The sequence below is a fragment of the Bradyrhizobium sp. USDA 4369 genome (genome assembly GCF_054056435.1).
This window is the reverse complement of the sequence record NZ_JBSRYH010000001.1, coordinates 4098127-4116322: the sequence shown is the minus strand read 5'-3', so window position 1 is coordinate 4116322 and position 18196 is coordinate 4098127. Positions and strand designations below refer to the sequence as shown.

The window sequence follows — 18196 nt, the reverse complement described above, 5'->3', positions numbered from 1 at the left end:
GGAACCAAATTACGCGTCAAAAAGGCTTGGAGACAAGAGGCGGTTGTTCTGCGGCGACCAGCGCCGGCAGCGCCATCACGCTTTCCGACTTGTGGCAGGCAGCCAAATGTTGCGCCGTGAGCGGCCGCAAGGCGGGAGCGGTCGCATGACAATGGGAATCGGCGAGCGGGCAGCGCGGCGCGTAGGGGCATCCCGAAGCCCCCATGGATTGCGAGGCGATCGCGACACTCTCGCGCCGTCGCCGAACTGCGCCGGCCTGCGCCCGCGGCACCGCATCCAGCAATGCCCGCGTATAGGGATGCGCGCATTGCCCGAACAGGTCCTCTGGCCGACCCTGCTCGACGATGCGGCCGAGATACATCACGGCGACCTCGTCACAGAGATAGTCGACGACGGCGAGATCATGGCTGATCAGGACGTAGCTGAGGCCGAACTGCTCCTGCAGGTCCTGCATCAGGTTCAGCACCTGCGCCTGCACCGAGACGTCGAGCGCCGAGACCGGCTCGTCGGCGACGATCAGCTTCGGCTGCGTGATCAGGGCACGCGCAATCGCGATCCGCTGGCGCTGGCCGCCGGAGAATTCGTGCGGATATTTGTCCATGTCGGCATCGCGCAATCCGACCTGCCGCAGCACGCTGGCGACGCGCATGCGCAAGGACGCGCGATCGGGGCTCTCCAGAGCGGTCAGCGGCTCGGCGACGATGCGCGCGATGGTCTGGCGTGGATCGAGCGATCCATAGGGATCCTGGAACACCATCTGGAAATCGCGCCGCGCGCGGCGCAGCTCATCCGCAGGCAGCCGGTCGAGATCACGCCCCGCCATCAGCACCGCTCCCGATGACGGCCGTTCCAGCGCCATGATCAACCGCGCCAGAGTCGATTTGCCGGAGCCGGACTCGCCGACGATGCCGAGGCTCTTGCCGGGCATCAGCTTGAGCGAGACGCCATTCAGTGCCAGCACCTGTCCTGGCGGCCGCAGCAGGCTCTCGCGCGGCAGCGTGTAGCGCTGCACGAGATCCCTGATCTCGAGCAGCGCGGTCTCGGCCGGGCGATCGACTGCCTCGCTCACGCGACCACTCCCACAGGATCACGCGTCAGCGCGACATCGGTCCGGATGCAGCGGACGGCATGACCAGCACCGATCTCGGCCACCGGCGGCAGCGCCGTGCGACAGGCGTCGACAACCAGATTGCAGCGATCGGCAAATGGACAGCCGGCCGGCAGATCGGCGAGTTCCGGCACCGTTCCTGCGATGGTCGCAAGCCGCGTGCCCTTGCGGGCGCCGAGCCGCGGCCGCGCCCGGAACAGACCCTGGGTGTAGGGATGGCCCATGCGCGAGAACACCGCGTCGGTGGAGCCGCTTTCGACGACCGTGCCGCCATACATCACGATCATCCGCTGCACGTTCTCGGCGATGACGCCGAGATCATGCGAGATCAGGATCATCGCCATACCCTGCTCGGCCACGAGATCGGCGATCAGATCGAGGATCTGGCGCTGGATGGTGACGTCGAGCGCGGTGGTCGGCTCGTCGGCGATCAGCACATCCGGCTTGCAGGCGAGCGCCATCGCAATGGTGATGCGCTGGCGCTGACCGCCGGAGAATTGATGCGGATAGGCGTCGTAGCGCCGGGCGGGATCCGGTAGACCGACGCGGTCGAGCAGCGCGATCGCCTGGCGCTTGGCCTCAGCGGCCGAACAGCCGGTGTGGCGCAGCAACGGCTCGGCCACCTGATGGCCGATCGTGTGCATCGGGTTGAGCGCGGTCATCGGCTCCTGGAAGATCATGCTGATGCGGTTGCCGCGCAGCCTGCAATAATCAGCATCCGCAAGGCCGACCATCTCACGGCCGTCGAGCCTGATGCTGCCACTCACAACCGCGCTGTCGGGCAGCAGCCCGAGTAATGCGAGCGCCGTGATCGACTTGCCGCAGCCGGATTCGCCGACGATGCCGAGCGTCTCGCCACGCCGAAGCGCGAACGACACCTCGCGCACCGCCTGCGCGGGACCCCGGCTGGTGTCGAGCCGGATGCCGAGATTCGAGACGTCGAGCAGAGCCTGATCTCCGGCGGTCATCGCTGCCTCGCCAGCCGCGGGTCGAGCAGGTCGCGCAGACCGTCGCCGAGCAGATTGAGGCCGAGCACGGCGAGCGCGATCGCGGCGCCCGGATAGACGGCAAGGCTCGGCGACTGGAACAGCAGGGTCTGCGCGTCGTTCAGCATGCGCCCCCAGGACGGCTGCGGCGGCTGCGTGCCCAAGCCGAGATAGGACAGCGCAGCCTCGGCCAGGATCGCCAGTGCGAACTGGATCGTCGCCTGCACGATCAGGATCGACAGGATGTTCGGCAGCACGTGCTCGATGGTGATGCGGACGCGGCCCTTGCCGGCGGCGCGCGCGGCGAGAATGAACTCGCGGGTCCAGATCGCGCCGGCCGAGCCGCGGGTGACTCGGACAAACACGGGGATCTGGAAGATGCCGATCGCGGTGATCGAGGTCACCATGCCCGGACCGATGACCGCGGCCAGCATGATCGCCGACAGCACCGCAGGAAAAGCGAACGTGAAGTCGCTGAAGCGCATGATCAGCTCTTCGGTCCAGCCGCGCTGCGCGGCGGCGATCAGCCCGAGGCAGACGCCGCAAGTGAGGCCGATGCCGACCGCGATGATGCCGACGAGGATGGTCGCGCGCGCGCCGACCAGCAGCAGCGAGACGATGTCGCGGCCGAGCACATCGGTGCCGAGCCAATGTGCCGCCGAGGGCGGCCGCAGCTTCACGGCGACGTCGATCTCATAGGCCGACCATGGCGTCCAGACCAGCGACAGCAGCGCAGCGCCGAGCACCAGGAGACAGAGCAGCGCGCCGACCATGAAGCTGCGATGCCGCAAGGCCCGGCGCCAGAAGCCATTGGGCAACGGCGCGGCGCTCGCAGCGGCTTGAACTGTAACCAGCGAACTCACAGCTCGTGGACCTTGATGCGCGGATCGATCACCGCATAGAGCACGTCGACCACGAAGTTGACGATGATGACCATGCCCGCGAGCAGCATGACGCAGTTGCGCACGACGATCAGGTCGCGGTTGGCGATCGACTGGAAGATCAACCGCCCGAGACCCGGCAGATAGAACACGTTCTCGATCACGATGGTGCCGGCCAGGAGATTGGCGAATTGCAGGCCCATCACGGTGAGCACCGGGATCATCGCGTTGCGCAGCACGTGCCGCCACAGCACCTCGCGCTTGGTCAGGCCCTTGGCACGCGCCGTGCGCACGAAATCCTCGCGCAGCACGTCGAGCACCGCCGAGCGCGTCACCCGCGCCAGGATCGCTGCCTGCACCACCGCGAGCGCCACCGCCGGCAGCAGCAGCGACCGCAGGCCGGGCCAGATGCCGTCCTCCCAGCCGGGGAAGCCGCCGGCCGACAGCCATTGCAGCTTCACGGCGAACAACAGGATCAGCAGGATCGCAAACCAGAAATTGGGCAGCGCGATGCCGATCTGGGTCAGCGACATCACGCCGACATCGCCCAGCCGGTTATGATTGGCCGCCGTATAGATTCCGGCCGCAAGGGCCAGCACCGTCGTCAGCCCCATCGCCAGGATCGCGAGCGGAATGGTCATCGCCAGCCGCTCGCGGATCAGTTCGGCCACCGGCGTGCCATAGGCATAGCTGTTGCCGAGATCACCGACCAGGAGCCCGCCGAGCCAATGCAGATAGCGGAGCGCCAGCGGCTGATCCAGCCCGAGCTTGACGGTCAGTGCCCTGACGGCGTCCGGCGAGGCATCCGCACCCATCAGCATCTGGGCGGCGTTTCCCGGCAACGCGTCGAGCACGAGGAAAATGATCAGCGACGCGCCGACCAGGGTCGCAAGCAAGGTCAGGCATCGCCGCAGCAGAAAGACGCTCATCCGCGCCGGGACTCCAATTTTCGGCGGCCGCACGTTCCACAGCTTTCGTCCCCGATGCAAGCCCCGGTGCCTGCATGATTGCCCGTGTCAGACGCAGGACCGGATCGCACCAGCCCCGGCGAGCCCCGCCGGATTGATCCCGGTCAACGGTTCGACGTCTGCGATCAGCATCATGCGGCCATTCGCTTCAGTGCAGGCCCATCCCTCATGACCATCCGACCGCGCTTCGTCTGGGGCGCATCCACCTCGGCCTTCCAAATCGAAGGCGCGGCGCATCGCGACGGTCGGGCCGACAGCATCTGGGATGTCTATCTGCGGGCGCCCGGCCGCGTCAGCCACAATGATACCGCTGACATCGCGTGCGACCACTATCATCGTTACGCCGACGACGTGACGCTGATGCGCGAGCTCGGCCTCGATGCCTATCGGTTCTCGATCGCCTGGCCGCGGGTGCTGCCGCAGGGACGCGGCGCGGCCAATGAAGCCGGACTCGCCTTCTACGACCGCCTGATCGACGCCCTACTGGCCGCGGGAATCGAGCCCTGGCTCTGCCTCTATCATTGGGACCTGCCGCAGGCGCTGGGCGAGCTCGGCGGCTGGCAGAACCGCGATACCGCCGGCTGGTTCGCCGACTACACCGCGCTGGTGGCGCGACGTTATGGTGACCGGGTCAAGCGCTTCGCCACGTTCAACGAGGCCGGCGTGTTCACGCTGTTCGGCTACGGGCTGGGCTGGCATGCGCCGGGCATCGCAGACAAGGCAGCGCTGCACCAGGCCATTCATCACGTCAATCTCAGCCATGGCCGCGCCGTCGACGTGCTGCGCCGGGACGTCGTCGGCGCCTCGATCGGCGCGATCCATAATCGCCAGCCCTGTTATCCCTGCACCAGCAGTCCCGAGGACGCGGCTGCCGCGCTGCGGCTCGCGGCCTATTGGAACGACGCCTTCCCGTTTCCGCAGGCGTTCGCCTGCTATCCGCCGGCACTGCGCGACGCCGTCACGCCCTATGTCAGGCCCGGCGACATGGCGCAGATCGCCCGCCCCGTCGACTGGTTCGGGCTGAATCACTACGCGCCGCATTACATCAAGGCCGACACCAACCTGATCGGCGCCAGTTTCGGTCCGCCGCCGCAGGGCGTGCCGCGCAGTGCGATCGGCTGGCCCGTGGTGCCGGATGCGTTCCGCGAAACGCTGGTCGATATCGACCAGCGGTTCCGGATCCCGATCTATGTGATGGAGAACGGCACGGCCGCCGCCGACGTGATCGATCCCGCGGGCCATATCCAGGATGACGACCGGATCGGCTACCTCAAGGCCTATATCACGGCCATGGAACAGGCCATCGCCGAGGGTGCGGATGTGCGCGGCTATTTCGTCTGGTCGCTGATGGATAATTTTGAATGGGGGGCGGGCTATTCGCAGCGCTTCGGCATTGTCTACGTCGACCACACCACGCAGCGCCGCATTCCCAAGGCATCGGCGCGATGGTATGCGGAGATGATTGCGGCAAGGCGGTCGCCCGACGATCCGGCCGGGCCGCACAACCGGGCGGAAGAGTGAGGAATGAGCGATCGCGTTCTTCTGGGGGACATCGGCGGCACCAACGCGCGCTTTGCGCTGCTTGACGGTGGCACGATCGGCCATATCGAACACCTGAAGGTCGCAGACTTTCCGACCATCGATGATGCCATCACCGAGTTCCTGTCCCGGCATGCGGCAGGCGGTGCACCCGGCGCGGCCGTGCTCGACATCGCCGGTCCGATCGAACGCAACCGCGGCATGCTGACCAATTCGACCTGGGTGATCGACGGCGCCGAACTCAAGGCGCGCTTCAATCTGCGTTCGGCAAAGCTCCTCAACGACTTTGAGGCCGTGGGGTGGTCGCTGCCGGCGCTGCATCCGGACGATCTGTTTCCGCTCGGCGGCGACGCAGCCGTTGCAGGCGCGCCGATGCTGGTGATCGGCCCGGGCACAGGATTCGGCGCCGCCTGCTATCTCCCGGGCGACGGCCGTCCCATGGTGGCCGTGACCGAAGCTGGTCACGCCACGCTGCCGGCGACGACCGCGCGCGAGGCTGCGGTGCTGGCCAAGATGCGCGAGCGCTTCGGACATGTCTCGATCGAGCGGGCGCTCTCGGGCATGGGGCTCGAGAACGTCTACCGGGCCGTGGCCGCCGTCGACGGAGTCACGGCGCCGCCGCGCGATGCGGCCGCGATCACCAGCGCCGCCCTCGACGGCAGCTGCGCGACCAGCCGCGCGACGCTCGACATGTTCTGCGCCTGGCTCGGCGCTGTCGCCGGCAATCTGACCTTGACCTTCTGCGCCCGCGGCGGCGTCTATATCGCCGGCGGCATCCCGCCGCGCTTTCCCGACTATTTCGCCAGGTCCGATTTCCGCCGGCAGTTCGAGAGCAAGGGACGCTATGACAGCTATCTGCGTCCGATCCCGGTGCATCTCGTCACCAAGCCGGATATCAGCTTCCTTGGTCTCAAATCGTTCTATGAATCCGGCATTCCCGCGAGCGGCGGCGCTCACACACACTGACAGAGATGAGTGACATCGTCACGATCACGCCGAACCCGGCTGTCGACATCTCGACGACCGTCGAGAGGATCATGCCGGTGGCGAAGCTGCGCGGCACCACGCAGCGGCGTGATCCCGGCGGCGGCGGCATCAATGTCGCGCGCGTAATCACCCGACTCGGCGGCGATGTGACCGCGCTCTATCCCGTGGGCGGGCCGACCGGGCAGCTGTTGAAACAGCTCGTGGAGAGCGAAGGCGTCACCAGCCTCACCTGGACAACAGCCGAGGACACGCGCGAGGACTTTTTCGTGCAGGAGCGCGCCACGGCCCAGCCCTACCGCTTCATCCTTCCCGGACCGACGCTGAGTGAGATCGAGTGGCAGGCGGGTCTCGCGCTGCTCGCCCGCATCGATCCATTTCCCCGCTTCGTGGTCGGCAGCGGCAGCCTGCCGCGCGGGGTCCCGACCGATTACTACGCCCGCATTGCCGCGCTCGTCCGTACCCGCGGTGCGCAGTTCATCCTCGACACGTCTGGCCCGGCTCTGGCCGCGGCAGTCGAAGGCGGCGTAGACCTGATCAAGCCGTCGCTGCGCGAGATGCAGGAGCTCGCCGGCGGCGAACTGCCCGATGCGGCGGCATGGGAACGAGCGGCGCGGGCGCTGATCGCAAGCGGCAAGGCCGGCACGGTCGCGCTCACCATGGGCCATCTCGGCGCGCTCTTGGTGACATCAGAGCGCGTGCTGCGCGCCCAGCCGCTGACCATGGTGCCGGTCAACGCCGTCGGCGCCGGTGACAGCTTTCTCGGCGCGCTGGTGGCGAAGCTCGCGGCAGGTGCACCACTGGAGGACGCGTTCCGCTTCGCGGTTGCGGCCGGCGCGGCAGCGCTGCTGCGCACCGGCACCGCGCTATGCGATCCTTCCGATGTCACCCGTCTGCTGGCTGACGTGCGGCTGGAGACGGCGTAACTTTCACCTCCCCGTCGCCGTTGAGCCGATCAAGCGACAGCAGCAATCCACCGACGCGCTCCAGCGACGACGTCCACTCGGCGACGCGGCTGAAATTGTCCACCATCCAGTTGAACGAGCCCTGCACCAGCGTGAATGCAGCAGCCGCCTGGGTCAGCTCGCCCAGCGTCATCTGATCCGCGAGGAACTTCGGCGCGCAAAGCACAAGGCCGATGATCGGCGCGATCAGCGTGTTGAGGTGAGACACCAGGGTGTTGCGCATCAATTGCCAGCACAGCCGCTGCCATTGCTTGATCGTACGGTCGAGCGCCAGCCAGATGCCCGCGATGACGCCGCGCTCCTCGTGCTTGGGCGTGATGCCTTCGCCGATGTCGCGCAGGTGGTGCGCCGCGGTGATCAGCTCCGACTCGGCCTGGTTCTTGATCTGGATGACGCGGGTGAGCGGTGAGCCGATCCACAGCATGGCCCCGGTGACCAGCGCGGAATAGACGATGACGCTGATCACCAGGTAGCCTGGAATCCACAACTGCAGCCCGGCCGCGGCAAAACCGATGGACCCGCCGACTTGCCACAGCACCTGCACGAACACCACCGCCGTCAGCAGCGAGGAGATCATGCTGACCGCGAAGTCGACCGGCGCATCGGTCGCGATGCGGATGTCCTCGGCGATGCGATACTCGGGGATCTTCAGATCGCCCTGCACCGTCGCGAGCCGCGCATAGCGGTCGTTCTCGACCCAATAATCGATCACCTTGGCGCTCAGCCATTGTCGCCAGTTGCGCTGCATCGCCATGCGGCCCCACACCGAGACAATCGCCAGCACGACGCTCGAAAGACAAAGCGGGATGAGCAGGACGGCCTGTTGCCGCAGCCGCGTCGGATCGCGGCGTTCCAGCGCGTCGAAGAAATCCCGGTTCCAGTAGTTGAAGCGGAACTGGACGTAGAGCTGCAGCAGCACGAGGACGATCAGGGCGGCGCAGAGCAGCCAGACCCGCCAGGCCGCCGATCCCAGCCAGAATTGCCGTGCCGTCAGCCAGAATCGCGACCATTCGCGATTGCCGTCCTCATTCTCGTCGTCGGACATCATCGTGGGTCGGGAGTCCTCCGCTTCAGTGCTGGAACTTCTAGCACAACGTGATCTAAGGAGCGCCGACGTCGTTCCGCTTGATCTTCCGCAAGTCATCGGCCGCGCAACGCGACAAACTTGATGTTAACGCTGCGACGCGGGAGATCACCGATGACGGCACCCGGGTACATCCGCTGGTTCAAGGACCTTCGCATCGAGGACGTGCCCGAGGTCGGCGGCAAGACCGCCTCGCTCGGCGAGCTCTATTCGGCCTTGGCGCCGCATGGCGTGCGCGTGCCCAACGGCTTCGCGCTGACCGCCGCAAGCTACCGCGACGCCCTCCGCGCGGGCGGCGCCGATGACGAGCTGCGCAAGCTGCTTGCCGGCCTCGACAAGCGGCGCATCGCCGATCTGGCCAAGCGGGCGGCAAAGGCGCGGGCGATCGTGTTCGCGGCGACCGATCGCGAAGAGTTGCGCCGCGAGGTCACGCAGGCGTACCGGCAGCTGGAGCAGGAATATGGCCGCGGCGTTGCCGTGGCGGTGCGCAGTTCCGCCACCGCGGAGGACCTGCCCAATGCGAGCTTCGCCGGCCAGCACGAAAGCTTCCTCAACGTCCGCGGGCCCAAGGATCTGTTCGAGGCCTGCCGCCGCTGTTTCGCCTCGCTCTACACCGACCGCGCCATTTCCTACCGCATCGACAACGGCTTTGCGCACGACAAGGTCGCGCTGTCGGTCGCCGTCATGAAGATGGTGCGATCCGATCTCGCCGCCAGCGGGGTGATGTTCTCGCTCGACACCGAGAGCGGCTTTCGCGACGTCGCCTTCATCACCGGCGTCTATGGCCTCGGCGAGACCATCGTGCAGGGTACAGTCGATCCGGACGAGTTCTACGTGCACAAGCCGACCTTCGCCGCCGGCTTCCGCAGCGTGCTGTCGCGCCGGCTCGGCGCCAAGGACAAGCGGATGGTCTACGCCAAGACCGGCGCGCGCGGCGCGACCACGCGCACCGAGGCCACTCCGCCGGCCGACAGGGCGAAATTCTGCATCGATGATGCCGACGTGCTGGAGCTGGCGCAGGCCACGATCACGGTCGAGCAGCACTACTCGCAGAAGGCCGGACGGCCGACGCCGATGGACATCGAATGGGCCAAGGACGGCCGCGACGGCGCGCTCTACATCATCCAGGCCCGGCCGGAGACCGTCGCCTCACAGCGCCGGCCGGAGGCGGTCGAAACCCATGTGCTCAAGACGACCGGCCAGGTGCTGGCAACCGGCCGCGCCGTCGGCGAGAAGATCGCGGCCGGCAAGATCCGCCTGATCCGCACGCCGAAGGATCTGCGTGCGTTTCGGCCCGGCGAAGTGCTGGTCGCCGCCTCGACCAGCCCGGACTGGGAGCCGGTCATGAAGACGGCGGCCGCAATCGTCACCGATCATGGCGGCCGCACCTGCCATGCCGCCATCATCGCCCGCGAGCTCGGGGTGCCGGCCGTGGTCGGCACCGAGGATTTCAGCGCGCGCGCCAAGACCGGGGCAAGCGTCACCGTCTGCTGCGCCGAGGGCGATGCCGGACATGTCTATCACGGCGCCCTGCCGTTCGAGGTGCAGCGCATCGCGATCGACCGGCTGGAGAAGCCGCGCACCGAGATCATGGTCAATCTCGGCAATCCCGAGCTCGCCTTCAAGACCGCGCTGCTGCCGAGCGACGGCGTGGGGCTGGCGCGCATGGAGTTCATCATCAACCAGTCGATCGGCATCCACCCGATGGCGCTGGCCACGCCGAACAAGGTGACGTCGGCGAAGGACCGCGCGACGATCAAACGCCTCACCGCGCGCTACAAGAAGCCGGCCGACTTCTTCGTCGAGCGGCTTTCGGAAGGCGTCGGCACCATTGCCGCCGCGTTCTATCCGCGTCCCGTCATCGTGCGCCTGTCGGATTTCAAGACCAACGAATATGCCAGCCTGATCGGCGGCTCCGATTTCGAGCCGGAGGAAGAGAACCCGATGCTCGGCTTCCGCGGGGCCTCGCGCTACGCCCATCCCGCCTATGCCGCCGGCTTCGCGCTGGAATGCGCCGCCTTGAAGCGGGTGCGCGATGTGATGGGCCTGCGCAATCTCAAGATCATGGTCCCGTTCTGCCGCCGCGTCGAGGAGGCGCGCAGGGTGATCGCGGCGATGGCCGGGCATGGCCTCGTCCGCGGCGAGAACGGGCTCGAGATCTACATGATGTGCGAGATCCCCAACAATGTGATCCTGATCGACGACTTCGCCCAGCATTTCGACGGCTTCTCGATCGGCTCCAACGACCTGACCCAGCTCACGCTCGGCGTCGACCGCGATTCGGATATCGTGGCGTTCGACTTCGACGAGCGCGATCCCGGCATGCTGGCGATGTTGAAGCTGGCCATCGATGGTGCGCACCGCAACCACCGCCATGTCGGCATCTGCGGCGAGGCGCCGGCGAACTATCCGGAGATCGCGCGCTACCTCGCCGGGCTCGGCATCGACTCCATCAGCGTCAATCCGGCGAGCATTCTGCGCACCATGGCAATCGTGCGCGCGGCCGAGCAGGAGCTCATAGCGCCGGCGCCGCAGGCGCTGGCCAGCTAATCGCGCTCCGGTGCGGGCCCGCGGCCGTGGCGATCATGGAGATCGGCGATGGCGCGTTCAGCTGCGGCGATCAGTTCGCGGATGCGCCGCGACTGCTCGCCCGGACACCCCTCGCCGCCGGACTGGGCCAGCTGATCGAGCCAGCGCAGGATCAGCCGCCACGAATCGAGCGTGAGCTGCAGGCGCATGAGCTGCCCCTCGATCGCAGCCTCGGGCGCGGGCTCGGTTCGCTCGCCGCGCACAGCCCGCGCGGCAGCCGTGGGGAATTTGATGATGTCTGCCACGGCTCACCCATGATCTGACTGCAGCAACGCCGCCGCACCATCGAGGTGGCCGGCGCTGGCGGCGCCTCAGGCGGCCCGCACCGTGCCGAGGAATCGTGTGATTTCACCGCGCAGCCGTTCGCTGTCCGTGGACAGCGATTTGGCCGCAGAGAGCACCTGCGACGAGGCCGAGCCGGTCTCGGAGGCACCGCGCTGCACGTCGACGATGTTCGTCGAGACCTCCTTGGTACCCTGCGAGGCCTGCTGCACGTTGCGCGAGATTTCCTGGGTCGCGGCGCCCTGCTGCTCGACTGCGGCGGCGATCGTCGAGGCGATCTCCGCCAGCCGCTCGATCGTGCCCGAGATCTCCCGGATCGCCCCGACCGATTCCTGCGTCGCGGTCTGAATGCCGGAAATCTGCTGGCCGATCTCGCCGGTGGCCTTGGCAGTCTGCTCGGCAAGCGCCTTCACCTCGGTGGCGACCACCGCGAAGCCGCGGCCGGCTTCACCGGCGCGCGCCGCCTCGATGGTGGCATTGAGCGCCAAGAGATTGGTTTGCCCCGCGATGGTGTTGATCAGCTCGACGACGTCGCCGATGCGTGCGGCGGCCTTCGACAGCTCGCTGACCCGATCGTTGGTCTTGCGCGCCTGGCTGACCGCCTCATTGGCCATCCGCGCCGATTCCTGCACTTGGCGGCTGATCTCATTGACCGAGGATGACAGCTCCTCAGCCGCCGAGGCCACCGAATGCACGTTGGTCGAGGCCTCTTCCGAGGCGGAGGCCACCACATTGGTGAGCCGCTGCGATCGTTCAGCCGTCTGGTTGAGCGTATTGGCAGACGCCTCGAGCTCCGTCGATGCCGACGACACCGTCTGGACGATGTCGCCGACCGCCTGCTCGAATTTGTTGGCGAGGTCGTGCATGTCGCGCCGGCGCTGCTCCGCAGCCTGCCGCTCGGTCTCCTCCTGCACCTTCTTCAGGCGCGCCACCTCGATGCCGTTGGTCTTGAAGACCTGGACGGTCTTGGCCATGTCGCCGAGCTCGTCGCGGCGGTCGGTCTCGGGCACCTCGACGGTGAAATCGTTGTTGGCGAGCCGCTCCATCGCAGCCTTGAGCCGGGCGATGGGAGCCGACAGCGATCTCAAGCCGATGAACAATGCGACGGCGACCCCGATGATCAGTCCAACAATCCCAACCAGCATCACCGCGCGGGTGCTTGAGTCAGCTTCGGCTCGGATGGCCTCATTCTTCTTGCGCGTCAGTTCCACGATCTGACCGACGAAGGTCTGCAGTTTGCCGAGCACACCATCGATCGCCGGATCGCATTCCTTGTGCGCGCGATCGGCCACCTTGGCATTTTCCTCCGGGCTCACCGCCTTAGCCCCGGCCTCAAGCACGGCATCGCAAACGGCAAATGCCCGTGTCAGGTCAGCCTTGAAGCCATCGATCTGCTTGGTCTGGGCCGGATCCTCTTTGGACGCCAGGTCCATGAAGGATGCGATCTCGTCTCGGTTTTTGACGGCGAGCTTCAACCGCTTCTCGTTGCCTTCGGCGGTGGTCTCCGTGAGCACAGCGTAGAGCGCGGCATGATAGGTTTCGAGGCGGCGCTGGGCCCGCACCACGGCGCTGGAACTCATTTGCTGATTGGACAGCTCCGCGAAGTCCGCAACCGTCGTGCTCAATTGGTTGGTGCCGTACACGACGACGCCAGCAAGCGTCGCCCCCAGCACCGCAACGATGAGACTGATCTTCCAAATGATCTTGAGATGGTCGAGCAACCGCATCGACATGTTCCCCGCATTCGCCGTTGAAGCGGCCTGGACGAATCTGCGTCGGATCGTCGCATGGGAACCTAACGAAAGCTCTCTTTTCCGGACCCGTGGAAATCCGGACGGAAGGTTTGATTTTGCCGCAGCGCTGGGCGGATTCGTTACCAGGACACCATTCTCACCGCGCCGCCTCGAACCCGGCCAGCACCGCGGTGAGGTTCTGCCCGAGAATGTCGGAGAGGTAGCCGCCCTCCTGGACGAACACCGTGGGCAGGCCGAGCCGCGCGATCGCGCCGCCGATGCGCCTGAAACCGGGTGTGGTCACCGACAGCCCCTTGAGCGGATCGTGCTCGGAAGCATCGAGGCCAAGGGCGACGACGAGCGCGCCGGGCGCGAACGCATGGATGGTCTTGGCCGCGGTCTCGAACGCCTTCAGATAGGTGTCGTCGCCGCTCTTCAGGGCCAGGGGAATGTTGAGGTTGGCGCCGAGCCCGGCGCCGGCGCCACGTTCATGCGCATAGCCCCACACAAACGGATAGTAGTGCGCCGGATCGGCGTGGATCGAGATGGTGAGCACGTCAGGGCGCTCGTAGAAGATGCCCTGCGTGCCATTGCCGTGATGGACATCGACATCGAGGATCGCGACGCGCTCATGGCGCTGCCGCAGATGGGCCGCCGCAATCGCCGAGTTGTTCATGAAGCAGAAGCCGGAGGCGATGTCGCGATACGCATGGTGACCGGGCGGACGGCACAGCGCATAGGCCGCATCCTCGCCGTCGAGCAGCAACTGGGCCGCGGTGGTCGCGACGTCGGTCGCGGCACAGGCGCCTTCCCAGGTGCCCGGCCCGATCGGCGCCGAGGTGTCGATCGTGTGCCAGCCGAGGCGTCCGACGATATGGGTCGGATAGGTGGCGGCATGGCGCACGGGGTGCATGTTCGGAATCATCTCGGTCCCGGCGTCGCCGAGCGCAGCCCAGGCCTCCCACGCCTCTTCAAGAAAGTTGAGATACTCCGGACTATGAACGCGTGCGCGTGCTTCTTGGCCGAAATGGGTGGGCGCGACCAACTCGTGATTGCCGGCCTTCAATCCTGCAAGCAGGCGGTCAGCCCGTTCGGGCTGCTCGGTGGTGCGCTTGACCACCCCACGCACAAGATAGAATTGCGGATCATGGCTGCGATGCAGCTCGGTGTAGACGGCCTTCACGCGCGCGGGCTCCTTGTTCGCTTGCGCAAACGATTGTGCACGCAGCAGCGGTCGATACAAGCGTCGACCGCCCGCGCGCTGGATTATGTTTGTGCAACGTCCAACATGCGGAACGCGACGACGCGTCGGACGCAGCATGCCATCGCGTCAGGTTGACAAGATCGAGGGTGAAAGAGCGAGCCACTCGCAACTCTTCTCACGTTCGCTTTGTGACCGACTGAGGGCATGATCAATCCAATTATTGGATCGATCGATACAGGCTTCGGCTTGGACCCCGGACCTCCATCTCCTCTAGGACAGTTCTTGAGGAACGTTTCAAGAGAGGTGGAGCGCATGAGCGCAATCGTATCCACGGCCGAATTGCGTCGATCGCGCGTGCGGCTGCTCATCGTGACCATGCTGTTCCTGGTCACGACCGTGAACTATGCCGACCGCGCCACGCTGTCGATTGCCGGTCCCGCGCTGTCCAAGGAGCTGCATCTCGACCCCGTCGCGATGGGCTATGTGTTCTCCGCCTTCGGCTGGTCCTATGTGCTTGCCCAGGTGCCGGGCGGCTGGCTGCTCGATCGCTTCGGCTCGCGCTGGGTCTATGCCTGCAGCATCGTCGTCTGGTCGATCTTCACCCTGATGCAGGGCTGGATCGGCTTCTTCTCCGGCGCCGCCGCCATTGTCGCGCTGTTCGCGCTTCGCTTCCTGGTCGGCCTCGCCGAGGCGCCGAGCTTTCCGGCCAACGCCCGCATTGTGGCCGCCTGGTTTCCGAGCAACGAGCGCGGCACGGCATCGGCGTTCTTCAACTCCGGGCAATATTTCGCCACCGTGATCTTCGCGCCGCTGATGGGCTGGATCGCGCATGAATTCGGCTGGCGCCACGTCTTCACCGTGATGGGCGCGCTCGGCATCCTCATGGGCCTGGTCTGGATCAAGACCATGTACGGGCCGAAGGAGCATCCCGGCGTCAACGAAGCGGAGCTCGATTATATCAAGGAAGGCGGCGCACTGGTCGACATGGAGGGCGCGCAAGACGGCAAGGCCGCATCGGGCGGACCGACCTGGTCGCATATCGGACAATTGCTCTCCAACCGCATGATGCTCGGGGTCTATATCGGCCAGTATTGCATCAACACGCTGACCTACTTCTTCCTCACCTGGTTTCCGGTCTATCTGGTCAAGGAGCGCGGGCTGTCGATCCTGCAGGCGGGCTTCGTCGCCACGTTGCCTGCACTGTGCGGCTTCATCGGTGGCGTGCTCGGCGGCTTCATCTCCGACGCCATCCTGCGCAAGACCGGCTCGCTGACGCTCGCGCGCAAGATCCCGATCGTCGGCGGCATGCTGCTGTCCATGGCCATCATCGGCTGCAATTATGTCGACGGCCAGGCGCTGGTGGTCGGGCTGATGGCGCTCGCCTTCTTCGGCAAGGGCATCGGCGCGCTCGGCTGGGCGGTCGTCTCCGACACCTCGCCAAAGGAAGCCGGCGGCGTCTCCGGCGGCCTGTTCAACACCTTCGGCAATCTCTCCAGCATCACCACGCCGATCGTGATCGGCTACATCCTGTCGGCCACCGGCTCCTTCAATGGCGCGCTGGTGTTCGTCGGCCTCAATGCCCTGGTGGCCGCGTTTGCCTATCTCTTCATCGTGGGCCGCATCCAGCGCGTCCAACTCCGAGCCTCCTGAGCACCACGCGCGATCCGCGTGGTCTCGACTTGAACGGCGGCTTCGGCCGCCGTTTCTTTTTGCGAGTCGTCAGAGCGCCGCACCCGCCCATCCTTGGTCGCCGCGCCAGCGCAGCCGCCCTTCTGCCCCTCTCCCGGTCGACATTTCCACCCCGCCTGATCAATGCTACCTAGCCTGGACGATCTGCTCGATCCATGCCGGGGAGGCATCGATGTTCGACCTCAACCAGCTGCGCTGCTTCGTCACAGTGGCGGAAGAGCTGCATTTCGGCCGCGCAGCCGTGCGGCTGAACATGACCCAGCCGCCGCTGTCACGGCAGATCCAGGTGCTGGAGCACATCATTGACGCCGCTTTGCTCGAGCGCACCAGCCGGTCGGTCAAGCTGACGCCGGCGGGGCGCAGCTTCCTGCCCGAGGCGCGGCGCATCCTGAAGATGGCCGAGAGCGCCGCCCAGGTGGCGCAGCGCATCGCCAGCGGCAAGAGCGGCTCGCTGAAGATCGGCTTCACCGCCGCCGCGGCCTACAGCTTCCTGCCCGATCTGGTCGCCGCCTGCCGCACCGAGTTGCCCGAGGCCGACCTGTCGCTCAAGGAGATGGTCTCGGGCGACCAGATCGAAGCGCTGGCCTCCGGCCAGATCGATGCCGGCCTGCTGCGGCCGCCGATCGCGCGGCCCGAATTCGCCACGCGGCGCGTCGTGGCCGAGCCGCTCTGCGCGGCGCTGCCGCGCCGGCATCGGCTCGCCGCCGCCGAGACCGTGTCGATCCGCGATTTCGATGGCCAGCCCTTCATCATGTATTCGCAAACCGAGGCGCGCTATTTCCACGACCTGCTGGTGTCGCAATTCATGCGCGCCGAGGTGCTGCCGCGCTACGTGCAGCACCTGAGTCAGATCCACTCCATCCTGGCGATGGTGCGCGCCGGCCTGGGGCTCGCGATTGTGCCGGAAGCTGCTGCGAGCCTGAAGATCGCGGATGTGAAGCTGCGGCCGCTGAAGCTGCGCAACCCGACACCGGCCGAGCTGTTCCTGGTCTGGCGGCGCGATCACGACAATCCGCTGCTGCCGGCCCTGATCGAGATCGCCGGCAGTCTTGCGGCGTTGCAGCAGGCTGAAGATTGATACCGACCCAGCATCAATCAATACCGTGATTGGCTTGGACCGGCATTGAACTTGGTCCTACGACACGGCGCAAGGAATGCGCGCGCCGGTGGAGTCGCCGCGTCTATTCCTGGAACAAAGGTTGAGGACCCGCGCGATGAGCAAGATGACCCCCCAGGAAATGGCTGCGAAAATCGGCAGCGGCCTGCTCTCCTTCCCCGTGACGCCGTTCAAGGCCGACTATTCGTTCGACGAGGCCACCTATCGCGCCAACATGGACTGGCTGTGCGGCTACGAGGTCGCCGGCCTGTTCGCCGCCGGCGGTACCGGCGAGTTCTTCTCGCTGACGCCGGCCGAGGTGCCGGAGGTCGTCGAGGTCGCCGTGCACGAGACCCGCGGCCGCGTGCCTGTCCTGGCCGGCACCGGCTACGGCACCGCCATCGCGCGCGAGATCGCCATCGGTGCCGAGAAGGCCGGTGCCGACGGCCTGCTGCTGCTGCCGCCCTATCTGACCCATGCCGAGCAGGATGGCCTCGCCGCCCATGTCGAGGCGGTCTGCAAGTCCGTGAAGATCGGCGTCATCGTCTACAACCGCGACAACGCGATCCTGCAGCCGGACACTCTGGCGCGGCTGTGCGAGCGCTGCCCGAACCTGGTCGGCTACAAGGACGGCATTGGCGACATCGAGCTGATGACCCGGGTCTACAGCAAGATGGGCGACCGCCTGACCTATATCGGCGGCCTGCCGACGGCGGAAACCTTCGCGCTGCCCTATCTCGACATGGGCGTGACGACCTACTCCTCGGCCGTGTTCAACTTCGTGCCGGAGTTCGCCACCAACTTTTATGCCGCAGTGCGCAAGCGCGACCACGCCACCATCCATGCCGGATTGAAGGATTTCATTTTGCCGCTGATCGCGATACGCAACCGCAAGAAGGGTTACGCGGTCTCGATCATCAAGGCCGGCATGAAGGTCATCGGCCGCGATTCCGGCCCGGTCCGCCTGCCGCTGACAGATCTCGACGCGGAAGAAATGGCCGCGCTGACCGCGCTGGTGAAGGCACTGCCCGGTGTCCTGCCGGCCCGCCAGGCGGCGGAATAGCTGCTTCTGCGGCCGGAGCCTTTCC

General features: G+C 66.3%; 15 protein-coding genes. 7 read left to right on the top strand and 8 right to left on the bottom strand.

The window, feature by feature from the left end:
• Positions 1 to 16: 16 nt before the first annotated feature.
• The 4 genes from ACVIJ6_RS18575 to ACVIJ6_RS18560 form a co-directional block, all read right to left on the bottom strand.
• On the bottom strand, positions 17 to 1069 hold the full coding sequence (locus tag ACVIJ6_RS18575) for an ABC transporter ATP-binding protein (protein ID WP_456773861.1): 1053 nt from the start codon (positions 1067 to 1069) through the stop codon (positions 17 to 19).
• Positions 1066 to 2076 (bottom strand): ABC transporter ATP-binding protein, encoded by a 1011-nt coding sequence (locus tag ACVIJ6_RS18570; RefSeq protein WP_456773860.1) that lies wholly within the window; start codon positions 2074 to 2076, stop codon positions 1066 to 1068. Before ACVIJ6_RS18570 ends, ACVIJ6_RS18575 begins: the two co-directional genes overlap by 4 nt.
• Entirely contained in the window at positions 2073 to 2867 is a 795-nt protein-coding gene (locus ACVIJ6_RS18565; RefSeq protein ID WP_456777022.1) for an ABC transporter permease, read from the bottom strand. Before ACVIJ6_RS18565 ends, ACVIJ6_RS18570 begins: the two co-directional genes overlap by 4 nt.
• 86 nt (positions 2868 to 2953) lie before the next feature.
• Positions 2954 to 3904, bottom strand: coding sequence for an ABC transporter permease (locus ACVIJ6_RS18560; RefSeq protein ID WP_456773859.1), 951 nt, complete (start codon positions 3902 to 3904; stop codon positions 2954 to 2956).
• Between the two features lie 207 nt (positions 3905 to 4111).
• On the opposite strand from ACVIJ6_RS18560, the gene ACVIJ6_RS18555 reads away from it, so the two are divergent.
• From ACVIJ6_RS18555 to ACVIJ6_RS18545, 3 genes are read left to right on the top strand one after another with little or no spacing between them, the layout of a single operon-like run.
• Positions 4112 to 5464, top strand: coding sequence for a GH1 family beta-glucosidase (locus ACVIJ6_RS18555; RefSeq protein ID WP_456773858.1), 1353 nt, complete (start codon positions 4112 to 4114; stop codon positions 5462 to 5464).
• A 3-nt stretch (positions 5465 to 5467) separates the two neighbouring features.
• Positions 5468 to 6448, top strand: a complete 981-nt coding sequence (gene glk, locus ACVIJ6_RS18550; RefSeq protein WP_456773857.1) for a glucokinase — start codon at positions 5468 to 5470, stop codon at positions 6446 to 6448.
• Between the two features lie 5 nt (positions 6449 to 6453).
• Positions 6454 to 7392 carry a 1-phosphofructokinase family hexose kinase gene (locus ACVIJ6_RS18545; RefSeq protein WP_456773856.1) on the top strand — a complete coding sequence of 313 codons (939 nt, stop codon included), beginning with the start codon at positions 6454 to 6456 and terminating at the stop codon, positions 7390 to 7392.
• Here the strand turns inward: ACVIJ6_RS18545 and ACVIJ6_RS18540 are convergent.
• Positions 7352 to 8476 carry an SbmA/BacA-like family transporter gene (locus ACVIJ6_RS18540; protein ID WP_456773855.1) on the bottom strand — a complete coding sequence of 375 codons (1125 nt, stop codon included), beginning with the start codon at positions 8474 to 8476 and terminating at the stop codon, positions 7352 to 7354. The two genes, ACVIJ6_RS18545 and ACVIJ6_RS18540, sit on opposite strands and share 41 nt — an antisense overlap.
• Before the next feature lie 153 nt (positions 8477 to 8629).
• Between ACVIJ6_RS18540 and ppsA the strand changes: the two genes are divergently transcribed.
• Positions 8630 to 11065, top strand: a complete 2436-nt coding sequence (gene ppsA / locus ACVIJ6_RS18535; protein ID WP_456773854.1) for a phosphoenolpyruvate synthase — start codon at positions 8630 to 8632, stop codon at positions 11063 to 11065.
• Here the strand turns inward: ppsA and ACVIJ6_RS18530 are convergent.
• The 3 genes from ACVIJ6_RS18530 to ACVIJ6_RS18520 form a co-directional block, all read right to left on the bottom strand.
• Complete coding sequence (locus ACVIJ6_RS18530) at positions 11062 to 11349, bottom strand: hypothetical protein (protein WP_456773853.1); 288 nt, start codon at positions 11347 to 11349, stop codon at positions 11062 to 11064. The two genes, ppsA and ACVIJ6_RS18530, sit on opposite strands and share 4 nt — an antisense overlap.
• Positions 11350 to 11415: 66 nt before the next feature.
• Positions 11416 to 13113 (bottom strand): methyl-accepting chemotaxis protein, encoded by a 1698-nt coding sequence (locus ACVIJ6_RS18525; RefSeq protein ID WP_456773852.1) that lies wholly within the window; start codon positions 13111 to 13113, stop codon positions 11416 to 11418.
• A 163-nt stretch (positions 13114 to 13276) separates the two neighbouring features.
• Positions 13277 to 14302, bottom strand: coding sequence for a histone deacetylase family protein (locus ACVIJ6_RS18520; RefSeq protein WP_012046334.1), 1026 nt, complete (start codon positions 14300 to 14302; stop codon positions 13277 to 13279).
• A 333-nt stretch (positions 14303 to 14635) separates the two neighbouring features.
• On the opposite strand from ACVIJ6_RS18520, the gene ACVIJ6_RS18515 reads away from it, so the two are divergent.
• The 3 genes from ACVIJ6_RS18515 (at position 14636) to kdgD (ending at position 18171) form a co-directional block, all read left to right on the top strand.
• On the top strand, positions 14636 to 15973 hold the full coding sequence (locus tag ACVIJ6_RS18515; protein WP_456773851.1) for an MFS transporter: 1338 nt from the start codon (positions 14636 to 14638) through the stop codon (positions 15971 to 15973).
• A gap of 211 nt (positions 15974 to 16184) precedes the next feature.
• On the top strand, positions 16185 to 17090 hold the full coding sequence (locus tag ACVIJ6_RS18510) for a LysR substrate-binding domain-containing protein (protein ID WP_456773850.1): 906 nt from the start codon (positions 16185 to 16187) through the stop codon (positions 17088 to 17090).
• 136 nt (positions 17091 to 17226) lie between these two features.
• On the top strand, positions 17227 to 18171 hold the full coding sequence (gene kdgD, locus ACVIJ6_RS18505) for a 5-dehydro-4-deoxyglucarate dehydratase (protein ID WP_456773849.1): 945 nt from the start codon (positions 17227 to 17229) through the stop codon (positions 18169 to 18171).
• Positions 18172 to 18196 lie beyond the last annotated feature (25 nt).

Bases quoted from the DNA above. Each gene is read 5' to 3' on its own strand.
- ACVIJ6_RS18570 (WP_456773860.1), bottom strand. From the start codon at position 2,076: ATGACCGCCGGAGATCAGGCTCTGCTCGACGTCTCGAATCTCGGCATC.
- ACVIJ6_RS18565 (WP_456777022.1), bottom strand. From the start codon at position 2,867: ATGGTCGGCGCGCTGCTCTGTCTCCTGGTGCTCGGCGCTGCGCTGCTG.
- ACVIJ6_RS18560 (WP_456773859.1), bottom strand. From the start codon at position 3,904: ATGAGCGTCTTTCTGCTGCGGCGATGCCTGACCTTGCTTGCGACCCTG.
- ACVIJ6_RS18555 (WP_456773858.1), top strand. From the start codon at position 4,112: ATGACCATCCGACCGCGCTTCGTCTGGGGCGCATCCACCTCGGCCTTC.
- glk (WP_456773857.1), top strand. From the start codon at position 5,468: ATGAGCGATCGCGTTCTTCTGGGGGACATCGGCGGCACCAACGCGCGC.
- ACVIJ6_RS18545 (WP_456773856.1), top strand. From the start codon at position 6,454: ATGAGTGACATCGTCACGATCACGCCGAACCCGGCTGTCGACATCTCG.
- ACVIJ6_RS18540 (WP_456773855.1), bottom strand. From the start codon at position 8,476: ATGTCCGACGACGAGAATGAGGACGGCAATCGCGAATGGTCGCGATTC.
- ppsA (WP_456773854.1), top strand. From the start codon at position 8,630: ATGACGGCACCCGGGTACATCCGCTGGTTCAAGGACCTTCGCATCGAG.
- ACVIJ6_RS18525 (WP_456773852.1), bottom strand. From the start codon at position 13,113: ATGCGGTTGCTCGACCATCTCAAGATCATTTGGAAGATCAGTCTCATC.
- ACVIJ6_RS18515 (WP_456773851.1), top strand. From the start codon at position 14,636: ATGAGCGCAATCGTATCCACGGCCGAATTGCGTCGATCGCGCGTGCGG.
- ACVIJ6_RS18510 (WP_456773850.1), top strand. From the start codon at position 16,185: ATGTTCGACCTCAACCAGCTGCGCTGCTTCGTCACAGTGGCGGAAGAG.
- kdgD (WP_456773849.1), top strand. From the start codon at position 17,227: ATGAGCAAGATGACCCCCCAGGAAATGGCTGCGAAAATCGGCAGCGGC.